Here is a 19,202-nt window from a genome sequence, read left to right as displayed (position 1 = left end):
GCACATTGTGCGCCCAGCCCTCGGCTAAAGCCGGGGTTCGGCGGGCGGGGGCGGGTGGGTGGGACGCCTGCCGAACCCCGGCGATCACCCGACCTTTTAACAGAACAATCCGGCTTCGCGTGCAACCATCGCCGCTTGCGTGCGGTTGCCGACCTCGAACTTCCGATACAACGTCTTCACGTGCAGCTTGACGGTCGGTTCCGCCAAATCCAGTTCGCGTGCGATCTCTTTGTTCGACTTGCCTTCGGTCAATCCACGCAGAACCTGCATTTCGCGCCGCGTCAGTTTTCTGGCCAGCGGGTGCGTAGGTGCCGACGGTTCGGCTGACATAAAGTCGGCGGGCGCATATTGCTCTCCCATAGCCATGAACCGGATCGCATTCACCAGCGATTTCGCTGGCAGGGTTTTCGGCACGAACCCGGCGGCTCCGACATCTAGGGCCTTTTCGGCAATCTCGCGCGTCGCTTCACCCGAAATCAGCGCCACAGGTGGTGCCTCGGGAACCGCCAGCGCGCGTTCCAGCCCCCTCAACCCGTTCATCCCCGGCATATTGAAATCAAGCAGGACCAGATCAAATGGGCCTTCACGGCCCATGACCTCAAATGCCGTTTCCAGATCGGACGCGACGCTGGCCGTGATCTCGCCCGAGGCTTCGACAAAAGCCACCAGAGCGTCCCGAACCAGATCATGATCATCTGCGATCAGTATTTTCACCCGGATTTCCCTTTCAGGGCCCATCTGATCAAGACTGACCCCCATTCTCGAATCACCACATAGGCCCGCCATGCCGGACGACAACTCCTTTTGGCGACCGTACCCACGCCCGTCTAGCGGGCACATCGTCTCGCCCAGCAGTTTTTCCGGGCAGACTCAAAGCGCAACACATGTAACAAACCTATCCGATCGGATAGGTTCATATCCATATGAACGAATGCAAACGAATGCCAAACATGCAAATAATGAGATCAATAAAACAACAATTACTCACGGACACAACTATGATCCAGAGGACCCGGCGACATGCTAAGATCGCATTCTTCGGGATCATCCTGGCCCTGGGGGGACCGGCAGCAGGTGGGGATTTGCTGCCAACCCCCCAGGGTAAAATTTTGTTAACCGTATCCGGTCAAATCCAGAAAACTAATGTCGGCGATACTGCTCAGTTCGATCTGGCGATGCTGGACGCGTTGGGTCGGATAGAATTCGAAACCAACACGATCTGGACCGACGGCCCCGTCACGTTCACGGGTGTTCCGCTGTCTGCCCTGCTGGACACATTGGGCGTGACCTCTGGAACGCTCAAGGCGACCGCCGTGAACGACTATATCATCGAAATTCCGGTGGCTGATGTGGAACCCGACGCACCTATCATCGCCCACCATATGAATGGCGAACAGATGGCCCGCCGGGATAAGGGACCACTTTGGATCGTCTACCCTTATGACCGGGACGAAAAGTACCAAACAGAAGTGACCTATTCACGCAGCATCTGGCAACTCGACAGGATCGAAGCCGTCAAATAAGATCGCCCCAAGACACGACAATTTGCCATGCGCCGAGGTGTGCCCCTTGAAAGGACCATGGAACTGGCAGGCGCCGCGCGGACGCAGTGACATCCTTCTGGGCCTGCTGGTGACCTTGTGCGTCACCTTCATTATCTTCATCGCCGTCTCATTTGCCCGCCAAACGATAAACGACATGCGCGAGTTAGAGACCGCGACATCGGACAACGTGCAATGGACCCTACCCCAGATCGAGGTCGAATACCTCGTGTTCCTGAACGCGTTGGCCCTGCAGGACACCAGCGGCGAACCTGATCTTGACGAAATCCGCCTGCGGTATGACATCTTCTACAGCCGGATCGAAACGCTAACCCACTCTCGGGTTTTTGAGCAGCTTTCAACGCACCGAGACTTCACGCCGTCCCTGACCGAAATCCGCTCGTTTCTAACCTTCGCCCTGCCCCTGATCGATGGCCCGGATACTGAATTGTCCGCCAGCCTGCCGCGAATTCGCGATCAGGCACGCCCCCTTCGGCAAGCGGTTCGGACTCTGTCGATTTCGGGGCTGTCTTTCTTTGCAGCCCAGACCGATCTGCGCCGCACTGAAGTCGCCGATACATTGGGCGGGCTGGCGCAGGTCGCGGGTTTTCTGTTCCTGGCACTGGCGACACTCAGCGTGTTCCTGTTCATGATGTATCGGAATACCGAAACCAAAAGCCTTGAACTGGCGCAGGCGAACGAGCGCATGAACACGATCCTGTCGACATCCCTGGACGGGGTGATCGTGACCGACACGCAAGGCAATGTGCAGGAATTCAACGCTGCGGCCGAGGATATATTCGGGTATTCACAAGACCAGGTCCGCGGCCAGTCGGTCGGGACATTGTTCGTCCCCGATCACCTGCGCGACGCCCATGAGGCTGGCATGCTGCGCATACGTACAGGCGGTGAGCGCCGCGTGACCGGTAAGGGTCGTGTCCAGATGGACGCCTTGCGCGCAGACCAGTCCAGCTTTCCCATCGAACTGGCGCTGCAGTCAGCCTTTGACGGGCGACATGAGATTTTCATCGGATTTGTACGCGACATTTCTGAACGGCTCCAGTCGCAGAGTGACCTTGTCGAAGCCCGCGACCATGCCCTGGCCGGAGAAAAGGCCAAGGCCGATTTCCTGACCGTGATGAGCCACGAAATCCGCACGCCTCTGAACGGTCTTTTGGGCAACCTGTCGCTGCTTCAGGACACCGAATTGACCGCGCAGCAAGCCGAATTCGTGCGCAATATGGACATTTCCGGCAGCATCCTCATCAGTCACGTCGATGCCGTTTTGGACCTTTCACGGCTCGAAGCCGGAAAGCTGGCGATGACGCAAGAGCCTGCGAACCTTGGCGACCTCTTGCAAGATCTGATCGACGGGCAACGCAGCATCGCCGAAACTCACGGCTCGGTAATCGAATGGCGGTGGGTTGGCACGCCGGTGGATTGGGTGATGACGGATACCACACGTTTGACCCAGATCCTGCTGAACCTGATCGGAAACGCCATCAAGTTTACTGAAAACGGGCGCATCCTGATCGAAATCGAAGCGCTTGCCCCATCAACTTCTGACATCGCGTCGCCAGACCTTTTCGAATTCAGGGTAAGTGACACAGGTATTGGCATTGCAGAAGACACCCTTGAGCATGTGTTCGAAGATTTCCAGACCAGCGATGTGTCTTTCGGGCGCGTCACCAGCGGCACCGGGTTGGGTCTGGGCATCTCGCGCCGGTTGGTTCAGGCCATGGGCGGGGAAATCGGGGTTGAGAGTATTCTTGGCACGGGCAGTACGTTCTGGGTGCGCTTGCCGATGGACTTGGCCGACGCTCCACAGACGCGACAAACGCTGATCAACACCGGATCTGGGCCAAAGGCCTTGAACGTTTTGATTGTCGAAGACAATGAGATCAACCGGCAAGTGGCACAAAACATGTTGGAACGCGACGGCCACCAAGTGACCTGTACCATGGACGGGAAATCCGGAGTACAGGCGGCGGCCCGATCGCACTTCGATCTGATCTTGATGGATATTTCGATGCCTGTGATGGACGGCTTGGAAGCCACGCGGCAAATTCGCCGCGGTGATGGTCCATCATCCAAATCTCCGATCATCGCATTGTCGGCAAATGTCCTGCCGCAGGATCAGGCCCGATACTCTGAGGCCGGAATGGACGCCTTTCTGAGCAAACCATTGACCCTGAAAGGCCTGCGCAGCACGCTTGCGTCGCTAAAGACCGGAAAGACGCCCCCCTCTGCGCCCAAGCCAAACGTCAGGATCCTGGAGCTGGATCAACTTGCCGACATGCGCGCCAGTCTGGGTGAAGACGGGTATTTTGACCTTCTGAAGCGGTTTCTGAACGAAGGTGATGCGCTTGTGGGTCGGTTGGGGTCAGTTCAGGCTGATGAATATGACTCACTTTCCAGCGACTGCCACAAAGCCGCCGGCAGTGCGGCTGTGTTCGGCGCCGATGCCTTTCGCCAAGCGTTATTGGCGTACCAGACGGCTGCAAAATCCAGAGATTTTCAAGAAGTACACGCCCAAGCATCTGAAACTACAGCGATTTGGGCGCAAACCCGATCTGCCCTTTGTGACCAGAGTTAATCCGACACCATCCCCCCATGAAGGCACCGGATCAACATCCCCATCACGTTACCAAAGCACGCCGATCCGCATGGCGTCATAGATCGCGGCATGGGTGTTGCGCGACGCTATGGCGTCGCCGATCCGATACAGATCGAAGGCACCGGTCGGGTTGTGATCAGGAAACGGCGCCAGATCGGCCCCGGTCAGGGCGCTATGGTCCACTTCACCAAGGTTGCGTGACTGCGGCTTAAGATCAAAGTAAACCCCGTCAAGTGGCACAACCCCCTGATTGACGATCACCTGATCAAAGATAGCGCTGGTCTCATGTGCGGAATAATCCGTTCCGATCCGCGCCTTCAGCCGGTTTCCTTCGCGGGTCAGGGACAAAAGCCGGCGCGCGACACTCAAAACCACATCTTTCTCCTGCAGAGTGCGCAGATACGGCACAAGGTTCATGCCCATCACTTCGGGCGACAGATTTCGGTCGCGGGTCATCAATTCAACACGATTTCCCGCTGCAGCAATCACCTCTGCAGCTTGCAGGGCAGCGTGATCTCCCATGTCGTCATAAATCAGAACGTCCTGCCCCGGCTTCACATCGCCCGACAGGATGTCCCAGGCCGTGACCGCCAGATCATTGCCCTGCTCCAGCACACTTACTTCTGGCAAACCGCCGGTGGCAACCACCACGACATCCGGGTTCAGCCCTGTCACGTCGTCGGCTTCGGCCCAACTATTGAAATGAAACACAACATCGCGGGCCGCGCATTGGGCCATGCGCCATTCGATGATCCCGATCATTTCGCGGCGGCGTGGTGACTGCGCTGTCAGCCGCAACTGGCCACCGGGGTTGGCAGCGGCTTCGAACACGGTCACCTCATGGCCGCGCTCGGCAGCCACCCGCGCCGCCTCAAGCCCGCCGGGCCCTGCACCGACGATTACCACTTTCTTGCGCGTGTCAGCAGGCGCAATATGGTGGGGCAGCGACAGTTCGCGCCCCGTAGAGGGGTTATGGATACACAGCGCCTCGCCCCCGCCATAAATCCGATCCAGACAATACGTGGCGCCGACGCAGGGCCGGATATCATCCTCGCGACCAGCCCGGATCTTGGCCACGATGTGAGGGTCCGCGATATGCGCCCGCGTCATGCCCACCATATCAAGTAAGCCCGACGCCACCGCATGCCGCGCCGTGGCAACATCCGGGATGCGGGCGGCGTGGAATGTTGGCAGCCCGACCTCAGACCGGATCTGTCCGGCAAAATCCAGATGCGGCGCGCCGCGCATGCCCTGTACCGGGATCACGTCGGTCAACGTGGCGTCGGTATCGACCCGGCCTTTGATGACATTCAGGAAATCCACCAACCCGCTGTCTTTCAGCGCATGCCCAATGGCCAGCCCATCTGCTTGCGTAATCCCACCCGGTTGCAGATCATCAGCAGTATAGCGAACACCCACAATAAACTCTGGCCCGACACGGTCCCGGATGGCCTGCAGAACATGTTGAGAAAACGCCAGGCGCTGATCAATGTCTTCGCCGCCCCAAGGCGCGTCCAGCGTGTTCAGATGCCCCGACCAGAACGCATCGATCAGATGTCCATAAGCCTCAAGTTCGATACCGTCCAACCCTGCGTCTTTCATGCGTTCCGCGGCATCGGCATAGTCCGAGATCACCCGGGCGATGTCCCAGTCTTCCATCACTTTCGGAAAGGCACGGTGCGCCGGTTCGCGCCGTGGCCCCGGTGCCAAAGTCGGCAGCCAATCGCCCCAATCCCACCGGCTGCGCCATCCCAGATGGGTCAGTTGGATCATTACCGCACAGTCATGGTCATGGCAGGCATTAACGAGTTGCCGCATCCACGGTACAACTTCGTCTTTGTAGGCCAACACATTATTGAAGGCCGGCGGGCTGTCTTTGGAAACCAAGGCCGACCCGGCTGTCATCGTCATCGCGATGCCGCCCCTGGCGCGTTCGACATGATAAGCGCGATAGCGGTCCCGGGGCATCCCGTCTTCGGGATAGGCCGGTTCATGGCTGGTGGTCATGATCCGGTTTTTCAGCGTCAGGTGTTTCAATTGAAAGGGTTGAAGCAGCGGGTCGGTGCTCATCTGGGCCTCCTGCCGGATACTTTGGGTAATGCAGGCTTGCCCGCCCAGCGCGTGACGTCAATATCGGCAGCGACACATTCTTGCCGACGCGCGCCAGCCAAGGCGGACCGATCACGAGCAGACAAGCGAGGGGCCAGCCCCTCGCGCTCCCCGGGATATTTTCAGCAAGAGGAAAAGAAGGGGAGGATCAGAATGGAACGTCGTCGCTGGCCGAGATAAATCGGGCAACCACCTTTTTTTGCCCGGCCTTTTCGAAATCGATCTCAAGCTTGTCGCCTTCGATCCCGATCACGGCCCCATAGCCGAATTTCTGATGGAACACCCGGTCGCCCACCGTGAAACTGGACACGGCATCCAGATCAATCACCGAATTCCGGGTTTCCTTGGGTTGCGACATGCCCCGTTCACCCGCGCGGGCCTGAAGCCGTTTCCAGCCCGGTGAATTATAGCCATCGGCCGCAGCCACGCGGGCTTCGATATTACTTTTTACCGCACCTTGCGCCCCGCTGGGCGCGGCGGCCCCATAGCCACCACCATACAGCCCGGGCGGGGTCAGCACCTCGACATGATCTTCGGGTAATTCATCGATGAACCGCGACGGCAGCGCGGATTGCCACTGGCCGAAAACCCGGCGGTTGGCAACGAACGAGATCGTACAGACCTCTTCCGCGCGGGTGATGCCGACATAAGCCAGCCTGCGTTCTTCTTCGAGACCTTTCAGGCCGGTTTCGTCCATGCTGCGTTGGGACGGGAACAGACCGTCTTCCCAGCCCGGCAGAAACACCGCAGGAAATTCGAGCCCCTTGGCCGCGTGCAACGTCATGATTGAAATCTTTTGTTCGGAATCCGAGCTTTCATTATCCATGACCAGACTGACATGCTCCAGAAAGCCTTGCAGGTTTTCAAAGTTCTCCAGCTGGTTGACCAGTTCCTTCAGGTTCTCCAAACGGCCCGGCGCTTCGGGCGTCTTGTCGTTCTGCCACATCCCGGTATAGCCCGATTCATCAAGGATGATTTCGGCCAGTTCCATATGGGTCAGATCAGCATCGCCCGCCATCCGGCCCCAGCGGCGCAGGTTTTCGACCAGTTCGCGCAGGTGCGCCCCGCCCTTGCCTTTGATCATGGCCCCATCGACCGCCAGTCTGGAGCCTTCGACAAGGCTGACGCCATTGGCGCGGGCCACCGTCTGGATGGTCTGACGCGCCTTGTCACCAAGTCCGCGTTTGGGGGTGTTGACGATACGCTCGAACGCCAGATCGTCGTCAGGCGACACCACGACACGGAAATAGGCCATGGCATCACGAATCTCTAACCGCTCGTAAAACCGCGGTCCGCCGATCACGCGATAGGGCAAACCGATGGTCAGAAACCGGTCTTCAAAGGCCCGCATCTGATGCGAGGCGCGCACAAGGATGGCCATTTCATCCAGCCCATAGCTGCGCATCCCACGCGTGCCGCGTTGCATGCTTTCGACTTCTTCACCGATCCAGCGCGCCTCTTCCTCGCCATCCCAATGGCCGATCAGGCGAACCTTTTCGCCGTCTTCTGTTTCGGTCCAAAGCTCTTTTCCCAGACGGCCCTGATTGCCCCGGATAACGCCGGCGGCGGCGGACAGGATATGCGGGGTCGAGCGGTAATTCTGCTCAAGCCGGATGACCTTTGCACCCGGAAAATCCTTTTCAAACCGCAGGATGTTGCCCACCTCGGCGCCGCGCCAGCCATAGATCGACTGATCGTCATCTCCGACACAACAGATGTTCTTGTGACCGCCCGCCAGAAGCCGCAGCCACAGATACTGGGCGACGTTGGTATCTTGGTATTCGTCAACCATGATATAGCGGAACCAGCGCTGGTATTGCTGCAGGACGTCCGGGTGCGTCTGAAAGATCGTAACCACATGCAGCAGCAGATCACCGAAATCGACGGCGTTCAGGTCGCGCAGCCGGGTTTGGTACTGAGCGTACAGCTTGACGCCCTTGTGATTATACGCCCCGGCATCGGCGGCGGGTACCTTGTCAGGCGTCAAAGCCCGGTTTTTCCAGTCATCGATGACGCCCAGCAACTGACGCGCAGGCCAGCGCTTGTCGTCGATCCCGGCGGCCGAGACCAATTGCTTGAGCAATCGCAGTTGATCGTCGGTATCCAGAATGGTGAAGTTCGATTTCAGGTCGACCAGTTCTGCATGGCGGCGCAACAGCTTGACACAAATCGAATGAAAAGTGCCCAGCCACGGCACGCCTTCGATCGCCTGACCCAGCATGCCGCCGACACGGTTCTTCATTTCGCGCGCGGCCTTGTTGGTGAAGGTCACGGCCAGAATTTCGTTTGGGCGGGCGGTGCCTGTGTTCAGCAGATGTACGATCCGCGCCGTCAACGCCTTGGTCTTGCCCGTCCCTGCCCCGGCCAGCATCAGCACCGGGCCGTCCAGGTTTTCAACAGCCTCCCGCTGGGCCGGGTTCAGGCCGTCAAGATACGGCATTGGCCGCGCTGCCATGGCACGGGAAGAAAGCGAAGCCGCCTCAAAGGCGTCCATATCGTCGAAACTGCTCATACGGTCAGCCTAGCGTGTTTCGGCATCAAGCGAAAGTCACGTTCTATATATGTTCCCGCGATTTCTGCACCATAAATGCCCATCTGGACAATGGCGATCAAGCTGTCGCACAGTCGCGCCATGAATCTGCACAGCCAATATCCCGGGGTCCTTGACCTCAAGCTCAGGGCGCAACGCCGCATCCCGCATTTCGTTTGGGAATACCTCGACAGTGCCACCGGTCAGGAACACACCAAGGACCGCAATCGCGCCAAACTGGACGAGATCCTGTTTGCGCCCTCGATCCTGCATGGCGAATTCGAACCCGACCTGTCGACCAGCTTTCTGGGGCACGCCTTTCCCCTGCCCGTCGGTATTTCACCCTTGGGGATGTCCGGTCTGATCTGGCCCGACGCCGAACGTTTGCTGGCGGCAGCGGGCAAACGGCTGGGCCTTCCCTATTCCCTTTCAACCGTGGCAACCCAGACGCCAGAAACTGTTGCGCCCTGCCTGGGAGAGCACGGCTGGTTTCAGATGTATCCCCCGCGTGACCCCGAGATCCGCATGGACATGCTGAATCGTGCGAAAGCCGCTGGATTTCGTACACTTGTCCTGACCGTCGATGTTCCGGTGGCGTCGCGTCGCGAACGTCAGGTGCGATCCGGGCTAACGACACCGCCCAGCCTGACGCCCCGCCTGTTGGCCCAGGTTGCCACCTGCCCGGCCTGGGCGCTTGGCACATTGCGCCATGGGATGCCACGCATGCGGTTGATCGACGAATACGCCGAGAACTTGACCGGGCTGAGTTCGACCGCCCATGCCGGGTACCTGCTGCGGACCTCGCCCGATTGGGAATACCTGCAGTGGTTGCGCGACAACTGGGACGGGCCGCTTTTGGTGAAAGGTGTCTTGCGCGCCGAGGATGCGCCTAAGCTGGAACAGGCCGGGGTCGATGCGATCTGGATCTCGAACCATGCGGGTCGCCAGTTTGATGCATCGCTGTCCAGTATCGAAGCGTTGCCGGCGATCCGGGCTGCGACGTCTCTTCCGCTGATTTTTGACAGCGGGGTCGAAGGCGGGCTGGATATTCTGCGCGCCCTCGCTTTGGGCGCGGATTTCGTGATGCTGGGGCGGGCGTTCCACTATGCGCTTGGGGCAATTGGCGCACAGGGGCCAGATCATCTGGCGGATATTCTGGCAAAGGATATGGCCGCCAATATGGGCCAGATCGGTGCGCGCAGCATTGCCGATCTGAAAGGGGCTCTTTTGACCTAAGACTTCGCCCGATCAACCCGCGCGCAAATCACCGGGCATAGCGTCATACGCCTGGACTGCGTCCACGACCGGCAATCCGGCCGGAATCCACCCCATGCCGTTGGGGCCACCTGCCATCCCGGCAGACACATCATAGACGCCTGTAATCCCGTTCTTGGCCAAAACCCCCATCAGATACCCGCTACGATTTCCCGTCCGGCAGATGATGGCCACCTTGTGGTCGGGGTTGCGGTCGAGCACAGCCAGAAGACGCGGACCGAACTGATCATGCGTCATGTCAAGCAACCAGGCCCCTTTGGCCACGCCGGTCGCCTCCCATTCTGCCGGTGTGCGGATATCGACAAGGATCATCGAGCCGTCAGTGACCGCGTCATGCGCCTGATGCGGCGTCACGATTCCCGCACTGGCCTGCGTGATCGAGGGAAGGGCAAATGCGGCCCCAAGAGCCATCAAAAAGGCGCGTCGGTCAGTCATTTTCACATTCCATTTACAGTACGTGTTTCCTTCATTGCCACGTTCGATTTCGGCATGCAACCTGACACATCCGGACTTTCGGGTGATACGACGGGCCTTTATCGCATATAAAAGCGAAACCTTGCCGAAATGTAACAAAATACGCACTCCTTGGTATTGCGCTTGGCCTGACCGGTGACTTACGCCTTGGGCAAATTTCGGACAGAGCACGAAAAAGGGGGGCCTGCCCTTGCCAGATTTCAAGAAGATCCTGATCGCGAACCGCGGTGAGATTGCCATCCGCATCATGCGCGCAGCCAACGAAATGGGAAAACGCACCGTCGCCATCTATGCCGAGGAAGACAAACTTGGCCTGCACCGGTTCAAAGCGGATGAGGCATACCGGATCGGTGAAGGGCTGGGGCCGGTGGCCGCCTATCTGAGCATTGACGAGATTATCCGCGTCGCCCGCGAAAGCGGGGCTGATGCGATCCATCCCGGCTATGGTCTGCTCAGCGAGAACCCGGATTTCGTGGATGCCTGTGCTGCGAACGGCATCACCTTTATCGGCCCCAAGGCTGAGACCATGCGCGCGCTTGGCGACAAGGCCAGCGCCCGTCAGGTTGCTATTGCCGCCGGCGTTCCGGTGATCCCGGCGACCGAGGTTCTGGGCGATGACATGGACAAGATCCGCGGCCAGGCAGCCGAGGTCGGGTATCCTCTGATGCTGAAAGCGTCATGGGGCGGTGGCGGGCGCGGGATGCGCCCGATCCAGTCTGAGGACGAACTGGAAGAAAAAGTGCTGGAAGGCCGCCGTGAGGCCGAGGCCGCCTTTGGCAATGGCGAAGGCTATCTGGAAAAGATGATCACCCGCGCCCGCCACGTCGAAGTCCAGATTCTGGGCGACAAGCACGGGCAGATCTATCATCTGTTCGAACGCGATTGCTCGGTCCAGCGCCGCAACCAGAAGGTCGTGGAACGCGCGCCTGCCCCCTATCTGTCTGAAAAACAACGGGAAGAGATCTGCGAACTGGGGCGCAAGATCTGTGCACACGTGAATTACGAATGTGCGGGCACCGTAGAATTTCTTATGGACATGGAGTCGGGTAAGTTCTTCTTCATCGAAGTAAACCCCCGCGTGCAGGTCGAACATACCGTGACCGAAGAGGTCACCGGGATCGACATCGTGCAGGCGCAGATCATGATCGCCGAGGGCAAGACAATTGCCGAAGCAACTGGCAAAGCCGCCCAAAGCGACATCCAACTGAACGGCCATGCGTTGCAGACGCGGGTGACCACCGAAGACCCGCAGAACAACTTTATCCCTGACTATGGCCGCATCACGGCCTATCGCTCGGCCACGGGGATGGGCATCCGGCTGGATGGCGGAACCGCCTATGCTGGCGGGGTCATCACCCGGTACTACGATTCGCTGCTCACCAAGGTGACGGCGCACGCCCAGACCCCTGAAAAGGCAATTGCCCGGATGGACCGTGCACTGCGCGAATTCCGGATCCGTGGCGTCAGCACCAACATCTCGTTCGTTGAGAACCTGCTGAAACACCCGACGTTCCTGAGCAACGAATACACCACCAAGTTCATCGACGAGACGCCGGAACTGTTCCAGTTCGAGCAGCGCCGTGACAGGGGCACCAAGGTTCTGACCTATATCGCCGACATTACGGTGAACGGGCATCCCGAAACCAAGGATCGCCCCCTGCCCCCGCCTGACCTGAAGGACCCACGCGGACCGACACCCAAGGCCGAACCGATGATGGGCACGCGTAACCTGCTGGAACAAAAAGGCCCACAGGCAGTTGCCGACTGGATGAAAGCCCAGAAACAACTGTTGATCACCGACACAACCATGCGGGATGGACACCAGTCGCTGCTGGCGACCCGGATGCGGTCCATCGACATGATCAAGGTGGCCCCGGCCTATGCCGCGAACCTGCCGCAGCTGTTTTCGATCGAATGCTGGGGTGGCGCGACCTTTGACGTGGCCTATCGTTTCTTGCAGGAATGCCCGTGGCAGCGCCTGCGCGACCTGCGCGAACGCCTGCCCAATGTGATGACACAGATGCTGCTGCGCGGCTCGAACGGAGTCGGATACACCAATTATCCCGACAACGTCGTGCAGGAGTTCGTCCGGCAAGCGGCGGAAACCGGAATCGACGTGTTCCGTGTGTTTGATTCGCTAAATTGGGTCGAAAACATGCGCGTCGCAATGGATGCGGTGGTCGAGTCGGGCAAGATCTGCGAAGGCACGATCTGCTATACCGGCGATATCAACGACCCTGACCGCGCCAAGTACAACCTGAAGTATTATGTCGGCATGGCCAAAGACCTTGAGGCCGCCGGTGCGCATGTATTGGGCCTGAAAGACATGGCCGGTCTGTTGAAACCCACGGCCGCCAAGCAACTGGTCAGCGCGCTGAAGCAAGAGGTCGGCTTGCCGATCCACTTCCACACGCACGACACAGCAGGCGTGGCTATTGCGACGATCCTTGCCGCCTCGGAAGCTGGGGTTGATGCGGTTGACTGCGCGATGGATTCGTTCAGCGGAAACACATCGCAGGCGACGCTGGGCTCACTGGTCGAATCGATGCGCAATACGGATCGTGATCCAGGGCTCGACATCAAGGCGATCCGCGAAATCTCGGACTATTTCGAAGCGGTCCGCGCGCATTATGCAGCCTTTGAATCCGGGCTTCAGGCCCCTGCATCCGAGGTCTATTTGCACGAAATGCCAGGGGGCCAGTTCACCAACCTTAAAGCGCAGGCGCGCTCGCTTGGGTTGGAAGACCGCTGGCACGAAGTGGCGCAGATGTATGCCGATGTGAACCGGATGTTTGGCGATATCGTCAAGGTCACACCTTCGTCCAAAGTCGTCGGCGACATGGCCCTGATGATGGTCAGCCAGGGCCTCACGCGGTCGCAGGTTGAAGATCCGTCCACGGACGTCGCCTTTCCTGACAGCGTCATCGACATGATGCGCGGCAATCTGGGTCAGCCTCCGGGCGGGTTCCCTGCTGTGATCGTTGAAAAGGTGCTGAAGGACGAAGCCCCCAACACCGAACGCCCCGGCAAACATCTAGAGCCTGTCGATCTGAAAGCCGTGCGGGCGCAAGCCGTTGCCGAGCTGGACGGGATCGAAATCGATAACGAGGATCTGAACGGCTACCTGATGTATCCCAAGGTGTTCTCGGATTATCTGCGCCGCCATGAAACCTATGGCCCGGTGCGCACCCTGCCCACCCATACGTTCTTCTACGGTATGGAACCGGGTGATGAGATCAGCGCCGAGATCGACCCCGGAAAGACACTGGAAATTCGCCTGCAAGCCATTGGTGAGACTGATGAAAACGGCGAAGTGAAGGTGTTCTTCGAACTCAACGGTCAACCCCGCGTGATCCGGGTGCCAAACCGGATGGTCAGCGCATCCAGCACCGCGCGTCCCAAGGCCGAGGCCGGCAACCCGAAACATGTCGGCGCCCCTATGCCGGGTGTCGTTGCCATGGTCGCGGTGCATGCAGGCCAACAGGTCAAGCAAGGTGATATGCTGCTGACAATCGAAGCGATGAAGATGGAAACCGGTATCCACGCCGATCATGATGCCGTGATCAAGGCGGTGCATGTTCAGTCGGGCGGTCAGATCGACGCCAAGGATCTGTTGGTCGAACTGGAATAACCTGACCCGCCTTTCAAGCGGCGGATCACAATCAGAATTTCGGATGAACGGCCCGGTCGCTCTGGGCCGTTCGTCTCTCAAAAACAGAGACTTAAAGGAACCTCATGACCCTGATCGTGACCCCGATCTATGCGGCCATCCTGACGTTTCTGTTCCTTGGGCTGAGCGCCCGGGTCATTCTGTATCGACGTGCCAACAGGCTGTCGCTGGGGGATGAGGGCGACCGGAAACTGCTGAAGCGTATGCGCGCGCAGGCGAACTGCGCCGAATATGCGCCTCTGGGCGTTGTGTTGCTGTTGCTTGCCGAACTGCAAGGCGCACCGGTGCTGGCGCTTCACCTTTTGGGGTTGGGCTTGCTGGCGGGCAGGCTGCTGCACGCTTACGGGTTCTCAGCCTCGCCACAAAACCTGCGGCTGCGCGTTCTGGGCATGGCCCTGACCCTGACCATGCTGGGTGTCGCCGCCTTGGGGTTGTTGCTGCACGCTATGTTTTAAAGGGCTTTGCGTCACAGTCTCTGGCAAGTTCCAACTGCTTTGAGCCTCTGATTGCCCCTGGACATTGTCCTGCCGTTGCTGAGCCCAAAACCCCAGCGCAATGCAACCGGCCAGTGCGAAGGTTCGGATTGTCGTACCCTGTTTCAAGTGTCTTCCTCCTGCTGTTTGTCGTTTGGTAAGCAAAACGTATGGGCCAGCAACTTCCGTCGCGGTCCGGGCAAAGTTTTTTTCGACGCAGCAGACATTTTCCCCTTGCAGCATTCGGGCGATGTTTATATCTCACGCCTCACCCAAGGAAGCGGGCGTAGCTCAGGGGTAGAGCATAACCTTGCCAAGGTTAGGGTCGGGCGTTCGAATCGCCTCGCCCGCTCCAAAATTTGTCGGGACTGTCATAGGTTGCGGGCGTAGCTCAGGGGTAGAGCATAACCTTGCCAAGGTTAGGGTCGGGCGTTCGAATCGCCTCGCCCGCTCCAATGTCTCCCGATTGACGATATGGGCCACCTTCGGGTGGCCTTTCGTCGTTTTGGGGGTTTGCCCCGTTTTGTACATGCCATTTCCGGGGGATGTTCCGTTATGTACATCGCGGTTTGGCCATTCTTCTTAGCCGATCACTCACCACCGTGTATCCTGCAAGTCAAAAGGACGACGCATGGCTTTTGACTTCATCCTGATGCTCACCTCGAACGACCGGACCATCCCGGATGCGGCTGCGCGACTGGACGATGCGCTGGCCGGGGGCGTGCGCCATATCGGGTTCAAGGATGTGGGTCTGCCGTTTGACGAATTGCGCGGGCTGGCCCAGCGGATTCGCACAGCAGGGGGACGGTCGTATCTGGAGGTTGTCAGTCTGGATGAAGACAGCGAACTCGCCTCGGCCCGTGCGGCCATCGCGTTGGAGGTCGACTGTTTGCTGGGCGGTACCCGCGCCGAAGCGGTCAGCGCCATCACGCGTGACCATCCGGTGCGCTACTATCCGTTTCCCGGGGTAATCACCGGCCATCCCAGCGTGCTGGAAGGACCCGATTCTGCCATTGTCGAATCGGCCCGGCGATTGGCCGATCTGGAGCATGTGCATGGGCTGGACCTGCTGGCCTATCGGTATCAGGGCGATGTGCCCGGGCTGATGGCGCAGGTTTGTGCGGCGGTCTCCAAACCGGTGATCATGGCCGGCAGTATAGACAGTGCCGCGCGGGTTGAAGCGACGGCCATCGCGGGGGCGGCAGGGTTTACGGTTGGCACAGCGGCGTTGAGTGGAGAGTTCCCGGCAGAAGATGACGGGTTCGGGGCGCAGGTTCGATCCATCCTGAACATCACGGCGCGGGCGCAACACCGGTCGACCGCCCCGCGCCGGATCGCCCTGGTGGCGCATGATGGCCGCAAGGCGCAATTGCAGGCCTGGGTACGTCGGCATGTGAAAGATCTGGCGGGGCACCGGCTGATCTGCACGGGCGGCACCGGCACCATGCTGGCTGAGTTGGACCCATCGTTGCGCATCCGGCGTTTGCAGCGCGGGGATCGGGGTGGCGATCAGCAGCTTGGGGCGATGATTGCGACGGGTGAGCTGGATGCAGTGATCTTCTTCGCCACCCCGACAGCGCATCATGCCAATGACGCTGACCTTCAGGCGCTGACCCGGCTTGCGGTGATGCATGACATCCCGATTGCACTGAGCCCGTCTGTGGCCGATGCGCTGGCGATTGCGTTGCTGCGGCGCGCCTGATCAGGCCGCTGCGCCGAACACCTGTTGGGCAAAACCCGGATAGATCCCGGCCACGCGTGTCGCAACAGGACCGCGCAGGGTGCCCAGCGTTTCGGCATCTGGCACTGCTGTTGTCGCAAACTGATCAGGGATTTCGAAGTCGAACCCGGTATTGTCCTGCACCTCTTCCAGCGAGTGGCCGGGGTGGATGGAATTGAGGCGGAAGCGTTTCCGATCTTTGTCGAAGTCGAACAGGCACAGGTTGGTGATCAGTGCGACGGGTCCGCCGGGGCGATAGACGTTTGGATCGGACGATCCGGGGGCGCTGATGAAATCGACCTGTTCGACTAATGTACGGCGGGTGTGTTCCCACCGGAACAGGATCACGCGCGGGACGACGTAATAGAGGTAAGCCGAGCCGAATGAGCCGGACCAGCGGACCTTGGCTTCGGGATAATCGCCGACACCGACAAGATTGATGTTGCCCTGCCCGTCGATCTGCCCGCCGCTGAGGAAAAACCCGTCGATGCCGCCGCGTCCGGCCAGATCGAACAGTTCGGCCCCGCCATTGGTCCATGGGGTGGATTTGGGATTACCAAGGATCGACACGCGCAAGGTGCCGTTTGAGCGTTCGCGGGCCAGCAGCGCGCCGGTGGCCGGGATCGGGGAGGCCATGCCAACGGCAATGTGGCGCGCGCCGTGCAGGAAGCCCGCGATGGCGGTGGCGTAAATCTCTTCCGGGCGGATTGGGTCAGTCATTCTGCGGCCTTCAAGGTGCCATGGACGTTGGCGTCCATCCACGCGGCGAACCCTTCAGCGCTGCGTGCAGCGCTGGCATAGGCGCGCACCTGATCCATATCGGGCTTTCCATCCGCATTCATCGGCATGGCGCCTGCGGGGGCCTCGGCGATGGCGGTGATGTAAAAGGACGGGATGACCCCGGCGACCATGGCTGGATCATCGTAGAAGTCGCAATCCATGACCTGTTCGACCGTCACCAGCACCGTGTCTGACGCGTGGGCCGCATAGAGCGAGTCGCGCTGCCGCCCGATCCAGACATTGCCATTGCGGTCTGCACAGGGCGCGTGGAAAGCCGCGATATCCGGGTTGATGGCCTTGAGCACGGCCACCGGTTCGCCGGGATTGAACGGGTTGTCGATAACCTTGTAATCGTCCCGCATGGCTTCGATATCGCTGCCGATCAGGCCCCGGAGCGGGGCGAACGGCTGGGCCTTGCCACCGGCCTGTACCGCCGCATAGATCGCCGGGCATGTGCCATCTTTCACTGTTATCGTGCCGTCTTTCACCGCTGTGTTGAAGCGGGGGGCGGCCCCGGCTTCGCCCAGAGAAATCCCGGCAGTTTCGACGGATGCTACGCAGCCCGCGCCGATCAGCATATCGGCCATCATGCCCGACACGGGATTGGCGCAGGTTGGCAGGGTGATCAGGTGCAGATCGCGGACATTGTTGCGGATGATCTGCTTGACCAACTCCATCGGCGTGTCAGGGCCTTCGCCCTTGGTCAGCATCAGGGATGCGCCGGAGGACACGCGGGCCGCGAGGTCTGGGATTGAGGGCAGGAACAGGTCGGACATGGCTTGGGACTCCTCTGCCCGGAAGCTTCGCCGAAGTTCCGGGCCCGAGGCAAGTCAAGATTGATACGGCTGATGCAGATGTCAGGTTCGGCCAAAGGCTTTCTGGTTTTTCTTGATGAACAGGTCCTTGCCTTTCAACTGACGTGTCAACAGATCGCCAACCGTGAACAACGACAGGTAGGAGTTGCCCTTGTTGGGCCCCAACGGCACCAGAATCGGCGGTTTGTTCCATTTCGTATAGGGCTTGAGATCATCGACCGTTTTGCCGCTGATCAGTGCCGTCAGGGTCTTGGTCAGCCACGGCACCTGCCGCATCGTTGCAACGATGGTCATCGCGTCGCCGTTGTCGGCCACGTCACCCGTTGCAAACACGTTGGGAAGCGATGACGGGCGAATATAGCCGTCGGTAACCACCCGGTTCGCAGTAGTTCTGCTGACAGTCGGCAGCGTGTCGAACAAATCCGAGTTCGCCCGCGAGCCAATAACCGGAAAGATCAGATCTGCTGATAGTGTCTGACCGTCGGACAGGGTCAGGGTGCCGCTGTAGGGTTCGGTCAGGTTGTCGAGGTTTTCGGCCCGCGTGCCGAGCAGCAGGTTTACACCTGCGGCTTGCAGCTTGGCCGCCAGGCTTTGGCCCAGTTTGGCGGGCTGGTCGGGGAACAGATGCGCAGGGCCAGAGATCAGCGTGACCTTCTTTTCGGGCATGAAATGGGCGATTTCGCCCGCAAGTTCGGTCCCCACGGCCCCTGCCCCGACAATGGCGATGGTCTTAGCCGCCTTGAGCTGGGCGTTAATCCGCAAAACGTCCTCTCGCAGGCCAGCGACATCCGCGCCTTTTGGTTTGAAAGGCGTCGCGTTGTCCGATCCGGTGGCGAGCACGATATAGTCGGCGTCGATCCGGCTATTGTCCGCCAGCGTGACGCCCGTTTCATCGACGGATGCGACCGTGGCTTGAACGACGGTGCCGCGTTTCAGAAGTTTGTCGTAGGGGATCATCGCCCGGTCCATCAACTCGGGCGTGACCAGAGCCCGGATCATCGCGGCGGAGTGCACAAAATGGCTGCGCTGTTCGACCAGCGTGACCTCGGCCTTGGTGTCCAGCGATCTGGCAAGCTCGGCCCCGGCATAGCCGCCGCCAACGATAACAATACGATTTGACACGATACGCTTCCTGTCTGTTGCGTTTTGACTGTTGAGCAGACATGTAGAGGTTATGGAAACGGAAAACAATTGACCT

At 59.6% G+C, this 19,202-nt stretch carries 13 protein-coding genes and 2 tRNA genes; 8 read left to right on the top strand and 7 right to left on the bottom strand.

Annotated features, from left to right (window positions below; all coding sequences use genetic code 11):
- Window positions 1-96 precede the first annotated feature (96 nt).
- Window positions 97-714 (bottom strand): response regulator transcription factor, encoded by a 618-nt coding sequence (locus FOY56_RS15930; protein ID WP_146346860.1) that lies wholly within the window; start codon window positions 712-714, stop codon window positions 97-99.
- A gap of 395 nt (window positions 715-1,109) precedes the next feature.
- On the opposite strand from FOY56_RS15930, the gene FOY56_RS15925 reads away from it, so the two are divergent.
- Complete coding sequence (locus tag FOY56_RS15925; protein WP_246139506.1) at window positions 1,110-1,523, top strand: putative pterin-binding protein; 414 nt, start codon at window positions 1,110-1,112, stop codon at window positions 1,521-1,523.
- A gap of 46 nt (window positions 1,524-1,569) precedes the next feature.
- Complete coding sequence (locus FOY56_RS15920) at window positions 1,570-4,137, top strand: hybrid sensor histidine kinase/response regulator (protein WP_146346859.1); 2,568 nt, start codon at window positions 1,570-1,572, stop codon at window positions 4,135-4,137.
- 48 nt (window positions 4,138-4,185) lie between these two features.
- Here FOY56_RS15920 and FOY56_RS15915 read toward each other — a convergent pair whose 3' ends face one another.
- Window positions 4,186-6,228 (bottom strand): NADH:flavin oxidoreductase, encoded by a 2,043-nt coding sequence (locus tag FOY56_RS15915; protein ID WP_146346858.1) that lies wholly within the window; start codon window positions 6,226-6,228, stop codon window positions 4,186-4,188.
- A 187-nt stretch (window positions 6,229-6,415) separates the two neighbouring features.
- Window positions 6,416-8,779 carry an ATP-dependent helicase gene (locus FOY56_RS15910; protein ID WP_146346857.1) on the bottom strand — a complete coding sequence of 788 codons (2,364 nt, stop codon included), beginning with the start codon at window positions 8,777-8,779 and terminating at the stop codon, window positions 6,416-6,418.
- A gap of 75 nt (window positions 8,780-8,854) precedes the next feature.
- Here FOY56_RS15910 and FOY56_RS15905 point away from each other — a divergent pair, with 75 nt between their 5' ends.
- Window positions 8,855-10,033 (top strand): alpha-hydroxy acid oxidase, encoded by a 1,179-nt coding sequence (locus tag FOY56_RS15905; RefSeq protein WP_425468371.1) that lies wholly within the window; start codon window positions 8,855-8,857, stop codon window positions 10,031-10,033.
- 12 nt (window positions 10,034-10,045) lie between these two features.
- Here FOY56_RS15905 and FOY56_RS23625 read toward each other — a convergent pair whose 3' ends face one another.
- Entirely contained in the window at window positions 10,046-10,507 is a 462-nt protein-coding gene (locus FOY56_RS23625; RefSeq protein ID WP_186766354.1) for a rhodanese-like domain-containing protein, read from the bottom strand.
- A gap of 229 nt (window positions 10,508-10,736) precedes the next feature.
- Here FOY56_RS23625 and FOY56_RS15895 point away from each other — a divergent pair, with 229 nt between their 5' ends.
- The 5 genes from FOY56_RS15895 to FOY56_RS15875 all read left to right on the top strand — a co-directional run bounded on the left by FOY56_RS15895 (window position 10,737) and on the right by FOY56_RS15875 (window position 16,391).
- Window positions 10,737-14,177 carry a pyruvate carboxylase gene (locus tag FOY56_RS15895; RefSeq protein WP_146346855.1) on the top strand — a complete coding sequence of 1,147 codons (3,441 nt, stop codon included), beginning with the start codon at window positions 10,737-10,739 and terminating at the stop codon, window positions 14,175-14,177.
- 104 nt (window positions 14,178-14,281) lie between these two features.
- The gene (locus FOY56_RS15890; RefSeq protein ID WP_146346854.1) at window positions 14,282-14,671 is read left to right on the top strand and encodes an MAPEG family protein; all 390 of its coding nucleotides are present in this window, start codon (window positions 14,282-14,284) and stop codon (window positions 14,669-14,671) included.
- 298 nt (window positions 14,672-14,969) lie between these two features.
- A tRNA-Gly gene (locus FOY56_RS15885) sits at window positions 14,970-15,044 on the top strand.
- Between the two features lie 25 nt (window positions 15,045-15,069).
- Window positions 15,070-15,144 (top strand) — tRNA-Gly (locus FOY56_RS15880).
- Between the two features lie 176 nt (window positions 15,145-15,320).
- Window positions 15,321-16,391 (top strand): methylglyoxal synthase, encoded by a 1,071-nt coding sequence (locus tag FOY56_RS15875; RefSeq protein ID WP_146346853.1) that lies wholly within the window; start codon window positions 15,321-15,323, stop codon window positions 16,389-16,391.
- Here FOY56_RS15875 and FOY56_RS15870 read toward each other — a convergent pair whose 3' ends face one another.
- From FOY56_RS15870 to FOY56_RS15860, 3 genes are all read right to left on the bottom strand, one after another.
- Complete coding sequence (locus tag FOY56_RS15870; RefSeq protein WP_146346852.1) at window positions 16,392-17,129, bottom strand: CoA-transferase; 738 nt, start codon at window positions 17,127-17,129, stop codon at window positions 16,392-16,394.
- Window positions 17,126-17,965, bottom strand: a complete 840-nt coding sequence (locus FOY56_RS15865; protein WP_146346851.1) for a CoA transferase subunit A — start codon at window positions 17,963-17,965, stop codon at window positions 17,126-17,128. Before FOY56_RS15865 ends, FOY56_RS15870 begins: the two co-directional genes overlap by 4 nt.
- A gap of 81 nt (window positions 17,966-18,046) precedes the next feature.
- Window positions 18,047-19,195, bottom strand: a complete 1,149-nt coding sequence (locus FOY56_RS15860) for an NAD(P)/FAD-dependent oxidoreductase (protein ID WP_342779809.1) — start codon at window positions 19,193-19,195, stop codon at window positions 18,047-18,049.
- Window positions 19,196-19,202 lie beyond the last annotated feature (7 nt).

Source organism: Falsiphaeobacter marinintestinus (assembly GCF_007923355.1).
Lineage (GTDB): Bacteria > Pseudomonadota > Alphaproteobacteria > Rhodobacterales > Rhodobacteraceae > Phaeobacter_A > Phaeobacter_A marinintestinus.
This window is presented reverse-complemented; position numbering and strand designations above follow the sequence as displayed.